This window comes from Frigoribacterium sp. CFBP 13712 (genome assembly GCF_014842255.1).
Classification (GTDB): Bacteria; Actinomycetota; Actinomycetes; order Actinomycetales; family Microbacteriaceae; genus Frigoribacterium.
Genome location: NZ_JACYVH010000002.1, coordinates 406,680 through 425,031 on the forward strand (window position 1 = coordinate 406,680; position 18,352 = coordinate 425,031).

Annotated in this window: 16 protein-coding genes; 13 read left to right on the forward strand and 3 right to left on the reverse strand. The window is 71.1% G+C overall.

The genetic code is table 11. From position 1 onward, the window contains the following. Positions 1-66: 66 nt before the first annotated feature. The 4 genes from ileS (at position 67) to ndk (ending at position 5,660) form a co-directional block, all read left to right on the forward strand. Positions 67-3,348, forward strand: coding sequence for an isoleucine--tRNA ligase (gene ileS, locus IFT51_RS05525; RefSeq protein ID WP_192059994.1), 3,282 nt, complete (start codon positions 67-69; stop codon positions 3,346-3,348). After that, on the forward strand, positions 3,345-4,745 hold the full coding sequence (locus IFT51_RS05530) for a folylpolyglutamate synthase/dihydrofolate synthase family protein (RefSeq protein ID WP_192059996.1): 1,401 nt from the start codon (positions 3,345-3,347) through the stop codon (positions 4,743-4,745). The genes ileS and IFT51_RS05530 overlap by 4 nt, the downstream gene beginning before the upstream one ends. Further along, positions 4,742-5,155, forward strand: a complete 414-nt coding sequence (locus tag IFT51_RS05535) for a DUF4233 domain-containing protein (protein ID WP_192059998.1) — start codon at positions 4,742-4,744, stop codon at positions 5,153-5,155. The genes IFT51_RS05530 and IFT51_RS05535 overlap by 4 nt, the downstream gene beginning before the upstream one ends. Positions 5,156-5,243: 88 nt before the next feature. Continuing rightward, the gene (ndk, locus tag IFT51_RS05540; RefSeq protein WP_192060000.1) at positions 5,244-5,660 is read left to right on the forward strand and encodes a nucleoside-diphosphate kinase; all 417 of its coding nucleotides are present in this window, start codon (positions 5,244-5,246) and stop codon (positions 5,658-5,660) included. A 90-nt stretch (positions 5,661-5,750) separates the two neighbouring features. Here the strand turns inward: ndk and IFT51_RS05545 are convergent, their stop codons facing one another. Both IFT51_RS05545 and IFT51_RS05550 read right to left on the reverse strand, forming a co-directional pair. Then, positions 5,751-6,671 carry a thioredoxin domain-containing protein gene (locus IFT51_RS05545; RefSeq protein WP_192060002.1) on the reverse strand — a complete coding sequence of 307 codons (921 nt, stop codon included), beginning with the start codon at positions 6,669-6,671 and terminating at the stop codon, positions 5,751-5,753. A 73-nt stretch (positions 6,672-6,744) separates the two neighbouring features. Beyond that, complete coding sequence (locus IFT51_RS05550) at positions 6,745-7,374, reverse strand: vitamin K epoxide reductase family protein (protein ID WP_371740698.1); 630 nt, start codon at positions 7,372-7,374, stop codon at positions 6,745-6,747. A 399-nt stretch (positions 7,375-7,773) separates the two neighbouring features. Between IFT51_RS05550 and IFT51_RS05555 the strand changes: the two genes are divergently transcribed. The 5 genes from IFT51_RS05555 to IFT51_RS05575 are packed head-to-tail and all read left to right on the forward strand — an operon-like array spanning position 7,774 to position 14,785. Next, the gene (locus tag IFT51_RS05555; RefSeq protein WP_371740699.1) at positions 7,774-10,695 is read left to right on the forward strand and encodes an Rne/Rng family ribonuclease; all 2,922 of its coding nucleotides are present in this window, start codon (positions 7,774-7,776) and stop codon (positions 10,693-10,695) included. Positions 10,696-10,713: 18 nt separating this feature from the next. Further along, positions 10,714-11,478: a hypothetical protein gene (locus IFT51_RS05560; RefSeq protein ID WP_192060007.1), complete on the forward strand. Its 765-nt coding sequence runs from the start codon at positions 10,714-10,716 to the stop codon at positions 11,476-11,478. Continuing rightward, complete coding sequence (locus IFT51_RS05565; protein ID WP_192060009.1) at positions 11,475-12,527, forward strand: permease; 1,053 nt, start codon at positions 11,475-11,477, stop codon at positions 12,525-12,527. Before IFT51_RS05560 ends, IFT51_RS05565 begins: the two co-directional genes overlap by 4 nt. 55 nt (positions 12,528-12,582) lie before the next feature. Continuing rightward, complete coding sequence (locus tag IFT51_RS05570; RefSeq protein WP_371740700.1) at positions 12,583-13,374, forward strand: TIGR03943 family protein; 792 nt, start codon at positions 12,583-12,585, stop codon at positions 13,372-13,374. Beyond that, positions 13,355-14,785 (forward strand): hypothetical protein, encoded by a 1,431-nt coding sequence (locus IFT51_RS05575; protein ID WP_192060011.1) that lies wholly within the window; start codon positions 13,355-13,357, stop codon positions 14,783-14,785. Before IFT51_RS05570 ends, IFT51_RS05575 begins: the two co-directional genes overlap by 20 nt. 25 nt (positions 14,786-14,810) lie before the next feature. Here the strand turns inward: IFT51_RS05575 and IFT51_RS05580 are convergent, their stop codons facing one another. Beyond that, complete coding sequence (locus IFT51_RS05580; protein ID WP_192060013.1) at positions 14,811-15,089, reverse strand: DUF4031 domain-containing protein; 279 nt, start codon at positions 15,087-15,089, stop codon at positions 14,811-14,813. Positions 15,090-15,288: 199 nt separating this feature from the next. Here IFT51_RS05580 and rplU point away from each other — a divergent pair, with 199 nt between their 5' ends. The 4 genes from rplU (at position 15,289) to proB (ending at position 18,342) form a co-directional block, all read left to right on the forward strand. Beyond that, on the forward strand, positions 15,289-15,597 hold the full coding sequence (gene rplU, locus IFT51_RS05585) for a 50S ribosomal protein L21 (RefSeq protein ID WP_192060015.1): 309 nt from the start codon (positions 15,289-15,291) through the stop codon (positions 15,595-15,597). A gap of 12 nt (positions 15,598-15,609) precedes the next feature. Continuing rightward, positions 15,610-15,864 carry a 50S ribosomal protein L27 gene (gene rpmA / locus IFT51_RS05590; protein WP_192060017.1) on the forward strand — a complete coding sequence of 85 codons (255 nt, stop codon included), beginning with the start codon at positions 15,610-15,612 and terminating at the stop codon, positions 15,862-15,864. A gap of 121 nt (positions 15,865-15,985) precedes the next feature. Beyond that, positions 15,986-17,521 (forward strand): GTPase ObgE, encoded by a 1,536-nt coding sequence (obgE, locus tag IFT51_RS05595; protein WP_192060019.1) that lies wholly within the window; start codon positions 15,986-15,988, stop codon positions 17,519-17,521. Beyond that, positions 17,518-18,342, forward strand: coding sequence for a glutamate 5-kinase (gene proB / locus IFT51_RS05600; RefSeq protein ID WP_192060021.1), 825 nt, complete (start codon positions 17,518-17,520; stop codon positions 18,340-18,342). The genes obgE and proB overlap by 4 nt, the downstream gene beginning before the upstream one ends. Positions 18,343-18,352 lie beyond the last annotated feature (10 nt).

The window sequence follows — 18,352 nt, forward strand, 5'->3', positions numbered from 1 at the left end:
CCGCGCCGACCGAGAACCCTCGGCAGGCGTCCTCGTGAACGGACATCCGCACCACCTGGAGTTCCCATGGCCTACCAGCCGGTACCCGCATCGCCCCGATTCCCCGACGTCGAACAGGGGATCCTCGCGTTCTGGAAGGGCGACGACACCTTCCGCGAGTCGATCCGCGCCCGCGAGGGCTGCGACGAGTGGGTCTTCTACGACGGCCCGCCCTTCGCCAACGGGCTGCCGCACTACGGCCACCTCCTGACGGGCTACGCCAAAGACGTGTTCCCGAGGTACCAGACGATGCGCGGCAAGCAGGTGCACCGTCGCTTCGGCTGGGACACCCACGGTCTGCCCGCCGAGCTCGAGGCGATGCGGCAGCTCGGCATCACCGAGAAGCACGAGATCGACGACATGGGCATCGGCGCCTTCAACGCGGCCGCCCGCAGCTCGGTGCTGAAGTACACCGACGAGTGGCAGGGCTACGTGACCCGCCAGGCGCGCTGGGTCGACTTCGACGACGACTACAAGACCCTCGACTCCACCTTCATGGAGAGCGTGATCTGGGCCTTCAAGCAGCTGCACGAGAAGTCGCTGGCCTACGAGGGCTTCCGGGTGCTGCCCTATTGCTGGCACGACCAGACGCCGCTGTCGAACCACGAGCTGCGGATGGACGACGACGTCTACAAGATGCGTCAAGACCAGACGGTCACGGTCTCGTTCCCCCTCGTCGGGGCGAAGGCCGAGGCTCTCGGGCTGACCGGCGTCGAGGCGCTCGCCTGGACGACGACCCCCTGGACCCTCCCGACGAACATGGCCCTCGCGGTCGGCCCGTCGATCGACTACGTGACCGTGCCCCACGCCCTTCTGCCCGGCGAGCGCACCGGCGACCAGCAGCTGCTGACCGGCAGCGTGTTCCTGCTCGCGGCCGACACCCTCGCCGCCTACTCGCGCGACCTCGGCTACGACTCGCCCGAGGCCGCCCAGGCCGCCGTCAGCGCGACCTTCGCCGGGGCCGAGCTCGAGGGCGTCGAGTACGACCGCATCTGGGACGTCTACGCCGACACCGAGACCTACGGCACCGAGAACGCCTGGCGCGTGCTCGTCGCCGACTACGTCGCGACCGGCGAGGGCACGGGCATCGTGCATCAGGCGCCCGCCTACGGCGAGGACGACCAGCAGGTCTGCGCCGCCGCCGGCATCCCCGTGCTGGTCTCCGTCGACGACGCGGGCCGGTTCCTGCCGCTGTTCGACGAGCTCGGCGTCGCGGGTCAGCAGGTGTTCGACGCCAACAAGACCCTCGTGCAGCGTCTCCGTGCCGACGGCCGCCTCGTCCGTCTCGCGAGCTACGAGCACAGCTACCCGCACTGCTGGCGCTGCCGCAACCCGCTCATCTACAAGGCCGTGTCGAGCTGGTTCGTCCGCGTGACCGAGTTCCGCGACCGCATGAGCGAGCTCAACCAGCAGATCACCTGGGTGCCCGAGAACGTCAAGGACGGTCAGTTCGGCAAGTGGGTGGGCGGCGCCCGCGACTGGTCGATCTCGCGCAACCGCTACTGGGGCTCGCCCATCCCGGTCTGGAAGAGCGACGACCCGGCCCACCCCCGGGTGGACGTCTACGGCTCGTTCGCCGAGCTCGAGGCCGACTTCGGTCGTCTGCCGCTCAACGAGCAGGGCGAGCCCGATCTGCACCGCCCCTACATCGACGACCTCACCCGTCCGAACCCCGACGACCCCACCGGTCAGAGCACGATGCGTCGCATCGACGACGTCTTCGACGTCTGGTTCGACTCGGGCTCGATGCCCTTCGCGCAGGTGCACTACCCGTTCGAGAATCAGAGCTGGTTCGAGACGCACGCCCCGGCCGACTTCGTGGTCGAGTACATCGGCCAGACGCGCGGCTGGTTCTACGTGATGCACGCGCTGTCGACGGCGCTCTTCGATCGGCCCGCCTTCTCGAAGGTCATCAGCCACGGCATCGTGCTCGGCTCCGACGGTCAGAAGATGTCGAAGAGCCTCCGCAACTACCCCGACGTCAACGAGGTCTTCGATCGCGACGGCGCCGACGCCATGCGGTGGTTCCTGATGTCGAGCTCGGTGATCCGCGGCGGCAATCTCGTCGTGACCGAAGAGGGCATCCGCGAGGGCGTCCGGCAGTTCCTCCTCCCGCTCTGGAGCACCTACTACTTCTTCACCCTCTACGCGAACGCGGCCGACGCCGACGGTTCAGGAGGCGCGGGTCGCCACGTCGCCGACGGCTACGTCGCGAAGTGGCGCACCGACTCGCGCGACGTGCTCGACCGCTACCTGCTCGCGAAGACGCGCCTCCTCGTCACCGACGTCGAGCGGCACCTGGACGCGCTCGACTCGCCTCTCGCGGCGGCGGCGCTCCGCGACTTCGCCGACGTGCTGACCAACTGGTACGTGCGCCGCTCGCGCGACCGCTTCTGGTCGGGCGACGACCACGACGCGTTCGACACGCTGTACACGGTGCTCGAGACGGTCACCCGGGTGGCCGCGCCCCTGGCCCCGCTGGTCGCGGAGGAGATCTGGAAGGGTCTCACCGGGGGTCGCAGCGTGCACCTGACCGACTGGCCCGACGCGTCGGCGTTCCCGGCCGACGACGCCCTGGTCGAGGCCATGGACTCGGTGCGCGAGATCGCCTCGTCGGGTCTCGCTCTCCGCAAGTCGACCGGTCTGCGGGTGCGTCTGCCTCTCGCGCGTCTCACGGTGGTGGCACCCGACCCGGCCGCCCTCGAGCCGTTCGCGTCGATCCTCCGGGACGAGCTGAACGTCAAGTCGGTCGTGCTCACCCCCCTGACCGAAGAGAGCCTCGGCGACTACGGCGTGACCCGCAAGCTGACGGTCAACGCCCGCGCCGCGGGCCCCCGCATCGGCAAGCAGGTGCAGCAGGTCATCCCGGCCGCCAAGAAGGGCGACTGGCAGCCCGTCGGCGAGAACGTCGTCGTGGGCGGCATCGAACTGCTGCCGGGCGAGTTCACGCTCGAGCTGGCGGTCGCCGACGCGGCCGCGGCCATCGGCTTCGTCGGCGACGGCGGCTTCGTGCTGCTCGACACCGCGACGACGCCCGAGCTCGAGGCGGAGGGGCTCGCCCGCGACGTCGTCCGCGCCGTGCAGCAGGCCCGGAAGAACACCGGGCTCGACGTGAGCGACCGCGTGGTGACGACCCTGGGCGTCGACGACGCCGGGGCCGACGCCGTCGAGACCCATCGCGACCTGATCCAGGCCGAGACCCTGACCACCGAGCTCGTGATCGACCGACGGAGCGACCTCGCCGACCGCGTCGACGCCGTCGCCGTCGGCGCGGGCTCGGCCGTGACCGTGGAGGTGCGACGCGCATGACCCCGAAGAAGAGCAAGAACCCCGAGCCCGCCGACGACGGCGGCGAGTTCGCCGCCGAGGCCGCGCGCGTCCACGACGAGCTGCTCGCGCGGGTCGGCGAGCAGGCGCCCGAGCCCCGGCTCGGTGCGACCCGCCGGGCCGCCGAGCTGCTCGGCGACCCGCAGCGCGCCTACCCGGTGATCCACATCACGGGCACGAACGGCAAGACGTCGACCTCGCGGATGATCGAGAGCATCCTCCGCTCGTACGGTCTGCGCACCGGACTGCTGACCAGCCCGCACCTCGTCCGGCTGAACGAGCGCATCATGATCGACGGCGAGCCGATCAGCGACGAGCGTCTCGTCGCCAACTGGGACGACATCCAGCCCTATCTCGCCATGGTCGACGCCGAGCTCGGCGCCGCCGGCGACCAGGCGCTGACGTTCTTCGAGGCGCTCACGGTGCTCGCGTTCGCCTGCTTCGCCGACGCGCCGGCGGACGTCGTCGTGCTCGAGGTGGGCATGGGCGGCGAGTGGGACAGCACGAACGTGGCGGACGGTCAGGTGGCCGTCTTCACGCCCATCGCGCTCGACCACCAGAACCGGCTCGGCTCGACGGTCGAGGCCATCGCCCGCACCAAGTCGGGCATCGTCAAGCCCTCCGCGTCGGTGGTCAGCGCCTCGCAGGTGCCCGAGGTCCTGGCCGAGCTCGAGCGCGCGGTCGAACTGACCGAGTCGACGCTGGCCGTCGAGGGCGTCGGTTTCGGCGTCGAGTCGACGACCGTGGCCGTCGGCGGACAGGTCGTGTCGATCCGCGGTCTCGCGGGGCGGTACCCCGACCTCGTGCTGCCGCTCTTCGGCGACCACCAGGCTCAGAACGCCGCCGTCGCCGTCGCGGCGGTCGAGTCGTTCCTCGGCAGCGGCAGCCAGGCGCTCGACCTCGACGTGCTCTCCGACGGGCTCGCCCAGGTGACCTCGCCGGGTCGACTGCAGATCGTCGCCAACGATCCGACCATCCTGGTCGACGCGGCTCACAACCCCCACGGCGCCCGAGCCCTCGCCAAGGCGATCGAGGCGTACTTCCCGTTCGGTCGCGTCGTCGCCGTCCTCGCCGTGCTGACCGACAAGGACGCGACCGGCATCATCCGGGCGCTGGCGGGCACGGTGCAGCAGTTCGTGGTCACCCAGTCCGACTCCGACCGGTCCGTCCCCGCCGACGAGCTCGCGGCCGTCGCCGTCAAGGTCGTCGGCGCCGACCGGGTCGTCGTCGAGACCGACCTCGCGGCCGCGCTCCGCACCGCCCGCGACCTCGCCGACGAGACCGAGGGCGACCGCCCCGGCGGCGTCGTCGTGACGGGGTCGATCACCCTGGTCGGAGACGTCCTAGCGCTCGCACAGGGCCCGGAGGGGCTCTCATGACCACGGTGCCGCCTCCCGACGAGGGCGCCCCCGCCCCGGGTCGTGCCCGCCGCCGACGCGGTGCGGCCGAGAGCCTGCTCTCGATCGTGCTGGTGCTCGAGGCCATGTCGATGTTCTTCGTCATGCTCGTGGTCAACGGCCGCGATCTGCTGCCCACGGGCGTCGCCTTCGGCGGCGGTCTGGCCGCCATCGTCGTCATGCTGCTCGTCTCGCGCGTGCTGCGCCACCGCTGGGGCATCGTGCTCGGCTGGATCGTGCAGGCGGGTCTCATCGCCTGCGGGCTGCTCGACCCGGTCATGTACGTCGTAGCGGGCGTGTTCGTCGCCCTGTGGACGTACTGCCTGGTGAAGGGCACGCAGCTCGACCGGCTGAACGCGGCGCGCTACGGCGACCCCGCCGGGCCGGCCTGACCCGCGCCTCCTCGGCCCTCGCCCCTCGGCCGCGACCCAGCGGCCCGACCCCCTCGACTTCCCCCGTCCCCGACATGAAGGAGCACCTGTGACCGCCCTCGAAGAAACCCTCGTCCTCGTCAAGCCCGACGGCGTGGCCCGCGGCCTGACCGGCGAGATCCTCCGCCGCATCGAGGCGAAGGGCTACGCCCTCGTCGACATCCGACTCGTGCAGGCCGACCGCGACCTGCTCGCCGCCCACTACGAGGAGCACGTCGGCAAGCCGTTCTACGAGCCCCTCGTCGAGTTCATGCAGAGCGGACCCACCGTCGCGATCCGCGTCGCCGGCAACTCGGTCATCGCCGGCTTCCGCTCGCTGGCGGGCACCACCGACCCGACCACCGCAGCACCCGGCACCATCCGCGGCGACCTCGGCCGCGACTGGGGCCTCAAGGTGCAGCAGAACCTCGTGCACGGCGGCGACTCGGCCGAGTCGGCCGCGCGCGAGCTGGCGCTCTGGTTCTGACGACCCCGAGAACGCACCGAGCGTGAACGGACGGGCCCGCGCCTCCTGATCGAGGAGGCGCGGGCCCGTCGTCCGTGCCGGGTGCGGTGGTCAGGGGGTCGGCGTGGCCGTCGACTCCGTGCCGCCGGTCGAGGTGTCCGCCGTGGAGGCGCCGCTCGCGACCTCGGCGACGAACTGCGCGAAGACGGTCGGGTCGGTCAGCGACCCGCCGTACTTCTGCCCGTTGACGAGGATGGTCGGGGTGCCCGTCACCTTCGGCTCGTCGGAGTTCGGCAGCGGGTCGTTCAGCGCCCGCTCGGTGGCCGAGGCGACCCAGTCGTCGAACTCGCCGCCGGTGATGCAGCCGGCGATGCCCGGGTCGTCGGCGCCGGCCCCCTCGACCAGCGACACCAGCTCGGCGTCGGTCAGCCCGCTGGTGTTCTCGGCGGGCTGCTGCGCGAAGAGGGCCGTGTTGACGTCGAGCGCGGCGTCGGGGTCGTAGTTCGCGACGCAGGCGAACGCGTTGGCCGACCGGGTCGAGTACTTGGTGCCGAGCGAGGCGTTGTCGAGGAACCCCAGGGGGTGGATCTCGAGGTCGACGTCGCCCTGCGAGACCCAGGTCGTCAGTTGCTCGGCGTTGGCGGTGTCGAACTGACCGCAGTAGGGGCACAGGTAGTCGAGGTAGACGACGATGCTCGGCTTCTCGGCCGTGCCCGCCGTCGAGGCGACGGGCTCGGCGTCGGCCGCGAGCGCGTCGGTCGTGGCGGCCGAGACGCTCGTGCCGTCGCCCGAGAGGACGAGGCCGTCGCTCGCCATGTTGAGCGGACCGGGGCCGGCGGGCGCGAGCGACCGGGTGATCACCAGGGCGATGACCCCGATGACGGCGAGGACCCCGACGACCAGACCGCCCTGGGCGAACCACTTGTTGCGGCGGCGGCGTCTCGCCTCGGTCTCGCGGGTGATCCGCGCCTTCTCGCGCGCGGCGTCACGACGCTCGCGCTTGGTGTCTCCGGTGCCGGGTGACGGCGTCATCGCTCCTCGATTCTCGTTCGGGTACCGGCGAGTCTCGCTCGCGCGTCGAAGAGGAGGCTGAGAGCGGAGCGCGTCAGAAGAGCGTCGACAGCAGCAGGGGGAACTGCACCACGATCACCGTCGCGACGACGATGTAGTTCAGGGCGGGCAGCACCCACGAGTACGGCAGGAGGCGCGCTGCGGCCCTCTGCACGCCGCTGCCCGTCGGAGCGGTGACGCCACGGGCCAGACCCCACACCGTCGTGATCCAGAAGAGCGGGATGGTCACCGACCAGACGAGCATGCACCAGGGGCAGAGCGCGCCGATGACGAAGACCGTCTGGGTGAAGAGCCAGGTGATGAAGACCCACGCCAGGAACGTGCCGGCCGTGAAGGCGATCCAGAACCAGCGGGCGAACCGCGCACCGGCGAGCAGGGCGACGCCGACCGCGATCGGGGCGACGAAGCCGATCAGGCCGATGATCGGGTTGGGGAACCCGAACAGCGACGCCTGGGCGCTCTCGATGACGGGGGAGCAGCCGACGAAGGGGTTGACGTCGCAGCCGAGCGCCTCGGTCGGGTTCTCGAGCAGGCGGAACTTGTCGAGCGTCAGGGCGAAGGCGCCCATCAGTCCGACGACGCCTGCGACGATCAGCAGGACGGCCGTCACGACGGGCGTCCGGTCGGTGGGGAGGGTGCGCGGTGGGGTCTGCGAGGTCGTCACATCGGGAATCATTCCACGCTCCGATGGGTGGTCACGGGCTGAGCATGCGATAATCGCTTCAGTCGCAGGGTGACAGCCTCGCGATCGAGACTTGCCGGGCCGTGTCGACCCCGCGATCCCCTCCGGGGCGATCGTGCGGGTGCGACGGAAACCGGGCCGGGGCGCAGTCGCCCCTCGTCGGATGGCCAGTTCCGAACAGCAACGAAGAACCGCACGACGACGAACGACACGACGGCCGCGATCGCAGAGACGATCGGCCCCGTGACCGAACGCCGCGTGACCGACACCGCGCGTCGTGAGAGGACGCGGTGACCGGGGCAGGCGCAGGGCGCCGCTCGATCACGACATGAGACCACCCGCCGACGGCTCGACCTCGGCGGGGCGAGGAGCGCACCACCCGTGGTGAACAACAGAGACGACACCAGCAACGAGACCGGTCCGAAGAAGCGACGCGGCCTGTTCAGCGGGCTCCGCGCCCGCCAGGCCGCCGCACCGGTGGAGCGACGCGCCCTGGCGGCCTCGCCGCCCGCCGACGACAGCACCCTCCGGACCACCCGACGAGACGACGCCCAGGAGGCATCAGCCGTGACCAACGAGAACGAGGTCCCGGTGCAGCCGGCGACCACTCAGCCCGAGACCACGACCGACACCCCGATCGAGTCGCTGGTCGACCCGACCGCGGTCGACGACCCCACCGAGACCACCCCGGTCGAGCGGGCCGACGCGGCCGTCGCCGCGGCGGAGGCGGTGCGCCAGAGCGAAGAGGCCCCGTCGTCGCCCATCCCGGCGCAGCTGACGACCACCAGCCTGATCTTCCACGCCCCCGAGATCGTGCCGCTGCCGGCCCGACCCGGTCGACGTCGGTCCGATCGCGACGACGAGGGCTACGACGGCTACGACGACGCGGACGAGTCCGACGACGACGGCTACGACGGCGACGACGAGCCGCAGCAGCCGAGTTCGCGCCGCCGGTCGCGTGGCCGCTCGCACGACCGCGAGGAGCGCGACTCCGAGCAGCGTCAGCAGTCCGACCGCGCCCCGCGCGAGCGCCCGCAGCGCCAGGCCGAGCTCATCACCGAGCCGCAGCGCATCAAGGGCTCGACCCGTCTCGAGGCCAAGAAGCAGCGTCGCCGCGATGGTCGCGACGCCGGTCGCCGCCGCACGGTCATCACCGAGGCCGAGTTCCTCGCCCGTCGCGAGTCCGTCGACCGCAAGATGATCGTCCGCTCGTCGGGCGACCGCATCGAGATCGGCGTGATGGAGGACGGCACGCTCGCCGAGCACTACGTCGCCAAGGCGCAGAACGTGTCGCTGATCGGCAACGTCTACCTCGGACGCGTGCAGAACGTGCTCCCCTCGATGGAGGCCGCGTTCGTCGACATCGGACGCGGGCGCAACGCCGTGCTCTACTCCGGCGAGGTCGACTGGGACAGCCTCTCGAACGGCAACCAGCCCCGCCGCATCGAGCTCGCCCTCAAGCCCGGCGACCGCGTGCTCGTCCAGGTCACCAAAGACCCGGTCGGCCACAAGGGCGCCCGCCTCACCAGCCAGATCTCGCTGCCCGGCCGTTACCTCGTCTACGTGCCCAACGGCTCGATGAACGGCATCAGCCGCAAGCTGCCCGACACCGAGCGCGCCCGCCTGAAGAAGATCCTCAAAGAGGCCCTGCCGGAGAACACCGGCGTCATCGTGCGCACCGCCGCCGAGGGCGCCACCGAAGAGCAGCTGACCCTCGACGTCAAGCGCCTGCTGAACCAGTGGGCCGACATCGAGAAGAAGGTCGAGGTCGGCAACGCGCCGAACCAGCTGCACTCCGAGCCCGACCTGCTGATCAAGATCGTCCGCGACGTCTTCAACGAGGACTTCCACGAGATGGTCATCGACGGCGACGAGGCGTTCGACACCCTGCAGTCGTACCTCGCGGCGGTCGCGCCCGACCTGATGGACCGCGTCAAGCGCTACGAGGGCGAGAAGGACGCCTTCGACGAGTACCGCCTCAACGAGCAGATCGAGAAGGCGCTCGACCGCAAGGTCTGGCTGCCCTCCGGCGGCTCGCTCGTCATCGACCGCACCGAGGCCATGACCGTCGTCGACGTCAACACCGGCAAGTTCGTGGGCTCGGGCGGCAACCTCGAAGAGACGGTCACGAAGAACAACCTCGAGGCGGCCGAAGAGATCGTCCGCCAGCTGCGTCTGCGCGACATCGGCGGGATCATCGTCGTCGACTTCATCGACATGGTGCTCGAATCGAACCGCGACCTCGTGCTGCGTCGACTGGTCGAGTGCCTGAGCCGCGACCGCACGAAGCACCAGGTGGCCGAGGTCACCTCGCTGGGTCTCGTCCAGATGACGCGCAAGAAGCTGGGCCTCGGTCTGGCCGAGTCGTTCTCCGAGGCCGGCAGCGCCGCTCGCGTCCAGGAGCAGCAGCCGCAGGGCCGGGGCAAGAACGACCAGCAGCGTCGCCGAGGAGGCGCGGCGCAGCCCGCCAAGTCGGGTGGCGGCGGCCAGAACCAGGGCAACGGCGGCGCCGCGGGTCGTGGCGGCTCGGCTGCGCCGGCGGCGTCCGGGCCCTCGACGGGCACGCACGCCATCACCGAGGACGTCAAGAACGCCCTTTCGCGCATCGCGGCGTCGACCATCGCCCACGCCGAGGACGGCGACCGCAGCACCGACTCCGCGACGGAGGCGGCTGCGGCCGTCGAGGCCGCGATCGACGCAGCGGCCTCCGCGGCGGTCACGCCGCCGGCCGACGACGAGTCGTCCACCGACGACTCGTCGACCTCGGGCGACGAGCCGAAGCGCGGTCGAGGCGCCCGCAAGGGTCGACGCGGCGGACGCGCGTCGTCCCGCGACGAGGCGACGACCTCCGAGTCGACCGCCGCAGCCTCGCCCGACGAGGCCTCGACCGACGCCGGCTCGTCGCCGATCGTCGAGGTCGACAGCACCGTCCGCGCCACGGTCGTCGTGCCGCCCACCACGGCGCCCGAGCCCCAGGCCCCCGCCGCCGACAAGGTCGAGCGCAGCACCGAGCCCCGCCGGTCGCGGGCCACGGTGTCGACGCCCGACGCGACCGTCGCGATCCTCGACATCCCGGTCGCGACGACCCGACGCGAGCCGCGTCGGATCAGCAAGGACGACGCCGAGCAGCTGCTCGACTCCGTCCTCGGCGCGCTGCCCGAGCCGAAGCAGCCCGGCCAGGGGCGCGGTCGTTCGCGCCGCGCCTCCAGCTCGGGCACGGCACCGGCGTCGGCGCCGACCGCCGCGCCGACCGAGTCGGGCCCGTTCATCCTCGGAGTGGGTGTCAGCTCCGACGACCTCTGAGTCGTCTAGGGTGTCTGCGTGACTCCGACCCAGCCCGGAACCCCGACCGTCAGGTCGAGGTTCCGGGCTGTCGTCGTCTCGACCCGCAGCGCCGAGGGCCGCGAGTCGTTCCTCATCGCCGCGGCCGCTCTCGGCGTGCTGCTCGTCGTCCGTTTCGCACTCGGTCTGCTCGCCCTCGTCGGGTCGGCCATCGGCTTCTCGGCGACGGCCTTCCCGAGCGGTTTCGCGGCGACCCCCGTGGGGCAGTTCCTCGGCGGCTTCGTCCTCTACCCGTTCCCGTTCTACCTGGCCGCCTTCGCCGTCCTCGTGCTCGTGCGGCCGATCAGGGCGCGCGACGGCCTCGACGTCGTGCTGCGCAGCACGCTCGTCGCCGGTCTCGCCGGCACGGCCGCGCTCATCCTGGTGGGCGTCGCGCCGGGCGTGGCGCTGTCGCGGGAGGGCGGCACCTGGGTCAATCTGGCCCTGTACCTGACGACCATCCCGCTGTCGGCGGGCGTGGTCGACACGGCCGTTCTCGTGCTCGGCGGAGTGCTGGCCCGGTCGTGGCTGCGTGGGGGAGACCCCGCATCCCCGTCGCGCGACGGCGAGGGCGACGCCCTCGCGACCGACCACGAGACGGACGTCGACGTCGATCGATCGGCGGCCGCTCGTGCCGAGCCGGCCCTGCCCGTCGACGGGTCCGCACCGGGGCGGGTCGTCCCGGCCGCGCCCACCGCGCCTCCTTCGTCCGACGACTGGACGCGCTACGCGCCTCCGCCCGCCCGTGACGAGTCCGGCCGGTGACGGCGCCTCTCCGCGAACGCCATCTCGTCGACCACACGGTCGACGGTCCGGTCCGTCGTCGCCGCTCTCCACGCAGCCGTCTGCTCGCCGTCGGCGCGGCCGTCGCGCTCGTCCTCGTCGCCATCCGCCTGGTCACACCGGCCCTCGGCCCCGGCCTCCTGCCGAACACCCTGCAGGACTTCGTCACGCTCACGATCTCGGTCATCGTCGAGTCCATGCCGTTCGTGCTGCTCGGCATCGTCCTGTCGATCGTCGTGCAGGTCTGGCTGCCTCAGGCGTTCTTCACGTCGTGGCTGCCGAAGCGTCCGCTGCCGCGTCGGGCGGTCATCTCGTTCCTCGGGATGTTCCTGCCCGTCTGCGAATGCGGCAACGTGCCCCTGGCCCGTGGTCTCGTGCTCAAGGGCTTCACGGTGTCCGAGTCGATGACCTTCCTCCTCGCGGCGCCGATCCTCAACCCGATCACGATCATCACCACCCACCAGGCGTTCGGCTGGGACGGCGGGATCCTCGTCGCACGTCTCGTCGGCGGTTTCGTGATCGCGAACCTGATCGGCTGGCTGTTCAGCAAGCACCCCGATCCCGAGAGCCTCCTGACCTCGTCGTTCGCGGCCGAGTGCGCCGTCGCCGACGACCACGGTCACGGGGTGAGCCGCCTGTCGCAGAGCGTCGACCTGTTCCGTCGCGAGATGTCGACCATGATGCCGGCGCTCTTCATCGGGGCGGCGATCGCGGGGGCCATCCAGACGGCGGTGCCGCGCTCGGTGCTCGTCACCCTCGGCAGCAACCCCGTCTGGTCGGTGCTGGCCATGATGCTGCTGGCCTTCGTGATCTCGATCTGCTCCAACGTCGACGCCTTCTTCGTCCTGCCCTTCGCCTCGACCTTCATGCCGGGCGGCATCGCCGCGTTCCTCGTCTTCGGGCCGATCATCGACGTCAAGATGCTCGCGCTGCTGCGGACGACGTACCGGCCCCGCGTCCTGGCCCAATTGACCCTCGTGGTGGCGCTCACCAGCGCCGCCATCGGACTGGTGGTGAACTTCCTTGCGTGATCGACTCCCGTCCCTGCGACGCTCTCCGGCTCGTCTGGCCGACCGATGGCAGGGCGTGCTCCTGACCCTCGTCGTGGGCGTGGCGACCCTGTGGCTCGCGGCCACGGGGCAGCTCATCCTGTACATCCACCCGCGGTACGTCGTCTTCACGGTCATCATGATCGCCATCGGCATGGTGCTGTCGATCGGCGTGCTCGCGCTCGCCCCCGCCCGGGGTGACGACGACCACGATCACGACCACCCGGGTGGGCACGACCACGACGCCGACCCCGCGGCCGCCCTGCGCCCCCGCCGGCCACGGCGTGGTCGCGCTGCGGCCCGCGGCATCGCCGTCGGCGCGGGCGCGCTCGTGACGATCGTCATGGCCGTCGCCCTCGTCGCCCTGCCCCCGGCGACCCTCACCAGCGCCACGGCCGGGCAGCGCGACGTGAACTCGTCGACCGCCGCGCTCGACGGCACCAGCGTCGACGACGCGACGGGCGCCTCCGACGAGACCTACGCGTCGTTCTCGATCCTCGACTGGGCCGGTCTGCTGCGGCAGACCACCGATCTCTCGTTCTACCAGGGCAAGACCGCCGACCTGGTCGGCTTCGTCGTGCCGTCGGGCGACGACCCCGACGTGTTCTACGTGTCGCGGTTCATCATCACCTGCTGCGCCGTCGACGCGCAGCCCGTGGGCGTGCCCGTGTACCTCCCCGACTGGCGCGAGCAGGTCGACGCCGACGACTGGATCGACGTCTCCGGCGGATTCCAGGCGAACCAGAGCGGTGCGACCGACGACCCGATCGCCCTCGTGCCCGACGAACTCGAGAAGGTCGGCCAACCGCGTGACCCCTACCTCTACTGACCGCTGGTCGGCGGAGCGCGAGCGGGCCCACGACGAGGGCGCCGGTCTCGACCAGGCCGACCTCTCGCGACGGCAGGGGCGTCGATTCGTCGCCGTCGTGATCGTGCTCGCGGTCGTCTGCACGATCTTCGGCGTCCTGACCCACCTGCAGGGTCCGAAGCTGACCGAGACGCAGATCGACGAGACCGCCGTGGTGGCGCAGTCGGGTCAGCAGCTGCGCCTGTTCGCCAACCAGGTGCTGGCCCACGTCGACGCCGACCAGGTCGAGGTGTCTCCGGCCGCGCCGCACACCGTCTCGACCTCGGGCGACGTCATCGCGGTGCAGTTCACCGACCGGCTGAGATACGGCACCGAGTACACCGTGACGGTCGACGGCGTCTCGAGCGTCTACCAGGCCCAGCCGTCGACCCTGACGACGACCTTCAGCACCGCGGCGGCCCAGACCTATCGCATCGTCCACGGGGCGGACGGCGCCGACGACCGCATCGAGCGGGCCCCGCTGACCGGCGGCGCCGATCGCACCGTCGTCTATCAGGCCGCGCGCATCCAGGCCTTCGAGGTCTTCGACACGGCGGTCGCGGTCGTGACCGACGACGGCACCACCTCGACGCTCAGCCTGGTCTCTCCCGACGGGGTGGCGGTGGAGACCCTTCCGCTGCCCGACGGCCCGGGGCTGATCACCCGCTTCGGCGCGGACGCCGCCTCGACGACGATCGCCTTCTCGTGGCGGCCGCAGGGCTCCGAGACCGACACCCTGTACACGCTGCCCCTCCAGGGCCAGCGCGCCGTGACCCCGGTGCAGTCCATCGCCGGCGAGCCCATCACCGTGCTCGACTGGTTCTTCGTGCCGGGCCGGGCCACGGTCGTGGTCCAGTCGGCGGACGAGACCGTCGCGGCGTTCGATCTGACCGGCGCCGCGCCTCCTCGGCCCTACGGCACCTTCGTCTCGCTGCAGGGCGTCGCGCTCGACGGCGGCACCTTCGTGGCGGCGACGGCGCTGCAGTCGTCGCGGGTCGACCTCGACACGGGTGAGCAGACGCCGATCCCGTTCTCGGCGGTCGAGGGCGGCACGCCGTTCCGCGGCGAGCTGGTCGCCGTGGGCGAGACGACCTACGTGCAGCAGGTCGCGGTCCCGGCCGCCGACGGGAGCTCGTATCGCAACCTCGTGGTCGTCGACGACCTGAAGGAGGCGCGGGCCCTGTACGAGCCGTCGGCCGTCGGGACGACCATCGAGGGCTTCTCCGTCTCGCCCAACGGGCAGTACCTCGCGGTCGAGACGGCCGAGGCGACGGCGGAGACCGACTTCAGCTACACCATCGATCCCGTGCCGACCACCGTGACGACGACCATCGTCGACATCTCGACGGGCGGCGTGGTGGCGAGCTTCGCGGGGCACTCCACCGCCTGGTGACCGGGTCGGTCGGGCCGTCGGTCCCTCAGGCGGTCAGGCCCCGCTTGACGCGCTGGGACACACGCAGCCCGCTGCTCTCGAGGCGCCGGGCGAGCTCGAGACCGCTGATCGGACGGGCGCCCGCCTCGATCAGGTCGGCGCAGCGCGAGAGGGGGACGTCGTAGTGATCGTGGTCGAAGCCGCGCCGGGGGATGCCGTTCGCGGCGGCGAAGCGGTGCAGCTCGTCGTACGACTCGTCGCTGACGAGGTGGGCCCAGACGGTGTCGTGGGCCGGCCACACGGGGTCGTCGATCAAGATGGTCACAGGCACACGGTAGTCCGAGTGCGTTGACGGCGGCCGAAACCGCCGTGTAATCTAAGCGGTTGGTACGCATCGGCCCACGACCACGTCGTCGGCCCTCCGCGACGAACGGCCGCCGGGCTCAGGCTCCGCCGTCCGCCACCGCACGAACCGTGCGACGAGGCGGTCCCTCGTACATCCCCTGAGACATTAAGGAACACACATGGTCTACGCAGTCGTGCGCGCCGGTGGTCGGCAAGAGAAGGTCGAGGTCGGCACGATCGTCACCCTCGATCGACTGAAGGCCGACACCGGCGACAGCATCACCCTCGCCCCGGTCCTCCACGTCGACGGCGACACGATCCTCTCGACCGCCGACGCCCTGTCGAAGATCACGGTGACCGCCGAGGTCCTCGGCGATCTGCGCGGCCCGAAGATCGTCATCCAGAACTACAAGAACAAGACCGGGTACAAGCGTCGCATGGGCTTCCGTGCCGACCTCACCCGCGTCAAGATCACCTCGATCAAGTAAGGGGCCCCGCAGATGGCACACAAGAAGGGCGCATCGTCCACCCGTAACGGACGCGACTCGAACGCTCAGCGCCTCGGCGTGAAGCGCTTCGGCGGCCAGGTCGTCCTCGCCGGCGAGATCATCGTCCGCCAGCGCGGCACCCACTTCCACCCCGGCGCCAACGTCGGCCGCGGCGGCGACGGCACCCTCTTCGCCCTCGCACCCGGCTCCGTCGAGTTCGGCAACAAGGGCGGCCGCAAGGTCGTCAACATCGTCGCCGGCGCCTGAGCCTCCTCCGCGAGGCGCGGCACCAGCTGCGACACACCGTATGGGCGAGCGTTGCTCGCCCATACGTGTTCGACCCGGGAGTCCATCCCCGGCCCCCGAGAACTGAAATGACTGCACACCCATGGCCACATTCGTCGACCACGTCACCCTGCACCTCCGCGCCGGCAACGGCGGCAACGGCTGCGTCTCCGTCAAGCGCGAGAAGTTCAAACCCCTCGCCGGCCCCGACGGCGGCAACGGCGGGCACGGCGGCGACATCGTGCTGGTCAGCGACACCGGCGTCACGACGCTGCTCGGCTTCCACCGCGCGCCGCACCGTTCGAGCGAGAACGGCGGCTTCGGCATGGGCGACCACCGAAGCGGCACGAACGGCGAGCTGCTCGAGCTGACCGTGCCGGTCGGAACGGTGGTCAAGTCCGAAGACGGCACCGAGCTGATCGACATGGTCGAGCCCGGCATGCGCTTCGTCGCCGCGCAGGGCGGCATCGGTGGCCTCGGCAACGCGGCGCTGTCGTCGACCAAGCGCAAGGCCCCCGGCTTCGCGCTGCTCGGCACGCCCGGCTGGCAGGGCGACGTGCTGCTCGAGCTCAAGGTCGTGGCCGACATCGCGCTGGTGGGCTACCCGTCGGCCGGCAAGTCGAGCCTCGTGGCCGCGCTCTCGGCGGCGAAGCCCAAGATCGCCGACTACCCGTTCACGACGCTGCACCCGAACCTCGGCGTGGTCGAGTCGGGCGAGACGCGCTACACCGTCGCCGACGTCCCCGGTCTCATCGAGGGCGCGAGCGAGGGCAAGGGGCTCGGTCTCGAGTTCCTCCGTCACGTCGAGCGCTGCTCGGCCCTGCTGCACGTGCTCGACTGCGCGACCCTCGACCCCGGCCGCGACCCGCTGACCGACCTCGAGATCATCCTCGGTGAGCTCGAGGCGTACCCGGTGCCCGAGGGGCAGCTGCCCCTGCTCGAGCGCCCGCAGCTGATCGCACTGAACAAGGTCGACGTCCCCGACGGCCGCGAGCTCGCCGACTTCGTCACGCCCGAGCTCGAGGCGCGCGGCTACAAGGTCTTCGAGATCTCGGCGGTGAGCCACGAGGGTCTCCGCAACCTCTCGTTCGCGCTGGCCGAGGTGGTCGAGACCAGCCGGGCCGAGATCGCCGCCCGACCCGCGCCTCCTCGGCTCGTCATGCGACCGCGCGCCGTCAACGAGAAGCCGTTCGTCATCCGGGTCGAGGGCGGCACGTACGGCAACGTCTACCGCATCCTGGGCGAGAAGCCGCAGCGCTGGGTGGTGCAGACCGACTTCAACAACGAGGAGGCCGTCGGCTACCTGGCCGACCGGCTCAACACGATCGGCGTCGAGGACGCCCTGTTCAAGGCCGGCGCTCAGGCCGGTTCGACGGTCGTCATCGGGCCCGAGGGCGGCATCGTCTTCGACTGGGAGCCGACCCTCACGTCGACCGCCGAGCTGATGACCAGCGCGCGCGGCACCGACCCGCGTCTGATCAAGAACGACCGCCCGACGCGCAACCAGCGCCGCGAGGAGTACTTCGAGCGGATGGACGCCAAGGCCGAGGCCCGCGCCGAGCTGCAGCGCGAGCGCGCGTCGGGCATCTGGACGGACGACGAGGGCTTCCTCGTGAAAGAGGGCGACGACAAGGCATGAGCGACACGGCGTCGTCGGCGGACCGCCGTGAGGGCCCCCGGGTGACCGACCGGGCCGGCATCGCGTCGGCTCGGCGCATCGTCGTCAAGGTCGGCTCGTCGTCGATCAGCGGCGACAACGCCGGTCAGATCGAGCCGCTCGTCGACGCCCTCGCGGCCGCCTACGGGCGGGGCGCGGAGATCGTGCTCGTCTCGTCGGGGGCGATCGCCACGGGCATGCCGCATCTGCGGCTCGACTCGCGACCGACCGATCTCGCGACCCAGCAGGCCGCGGCCGCCGTCGGGCAGAACGTCTTGATCTACCGCTACCAGCAGAGCCTCCGGCGGTACTCGATCGTCGCCGGACAGGTGCTGCTGACGGCCGGCGACATCCAGAACCCGACCCACCGGAGCAACGCCCAGAGGGCGATGTCGCGCCTGCTCGACCTTCGCATCCTGCCGATCGTCAACGAGAACGACACCGTCGCCACCCAGGAGATCCGCTTCGGCGACAACGACCGCCTCGCGGCCCTCGTCTCGAAGCTGATCGCCGCCGACGCCCTCGTGCTGCTGAGCGACGTCGACGCCCTCTACACCCGACCGCCGCACGAGCCCGGAGCGGTGAAGATCACCGACGTGCCCTTCGGTGATCAGCTGACCGGCGTGACCTTCGGAGACGTCGGCGCCGCGGGCGTCGGCACGGGCGGGGCGGGCACCAAGGTGGCCGCCGCGCGCTACGCCGCCGAGGCGGGCACCCCGGTGCTCGTGACCTCGACGGCGAACGTCTCGCGGGCGCTGTCGGGCGACGACGTCGGCACGTTCTTCGAGGCCGCGAAACCGTAAGATCAGGGGC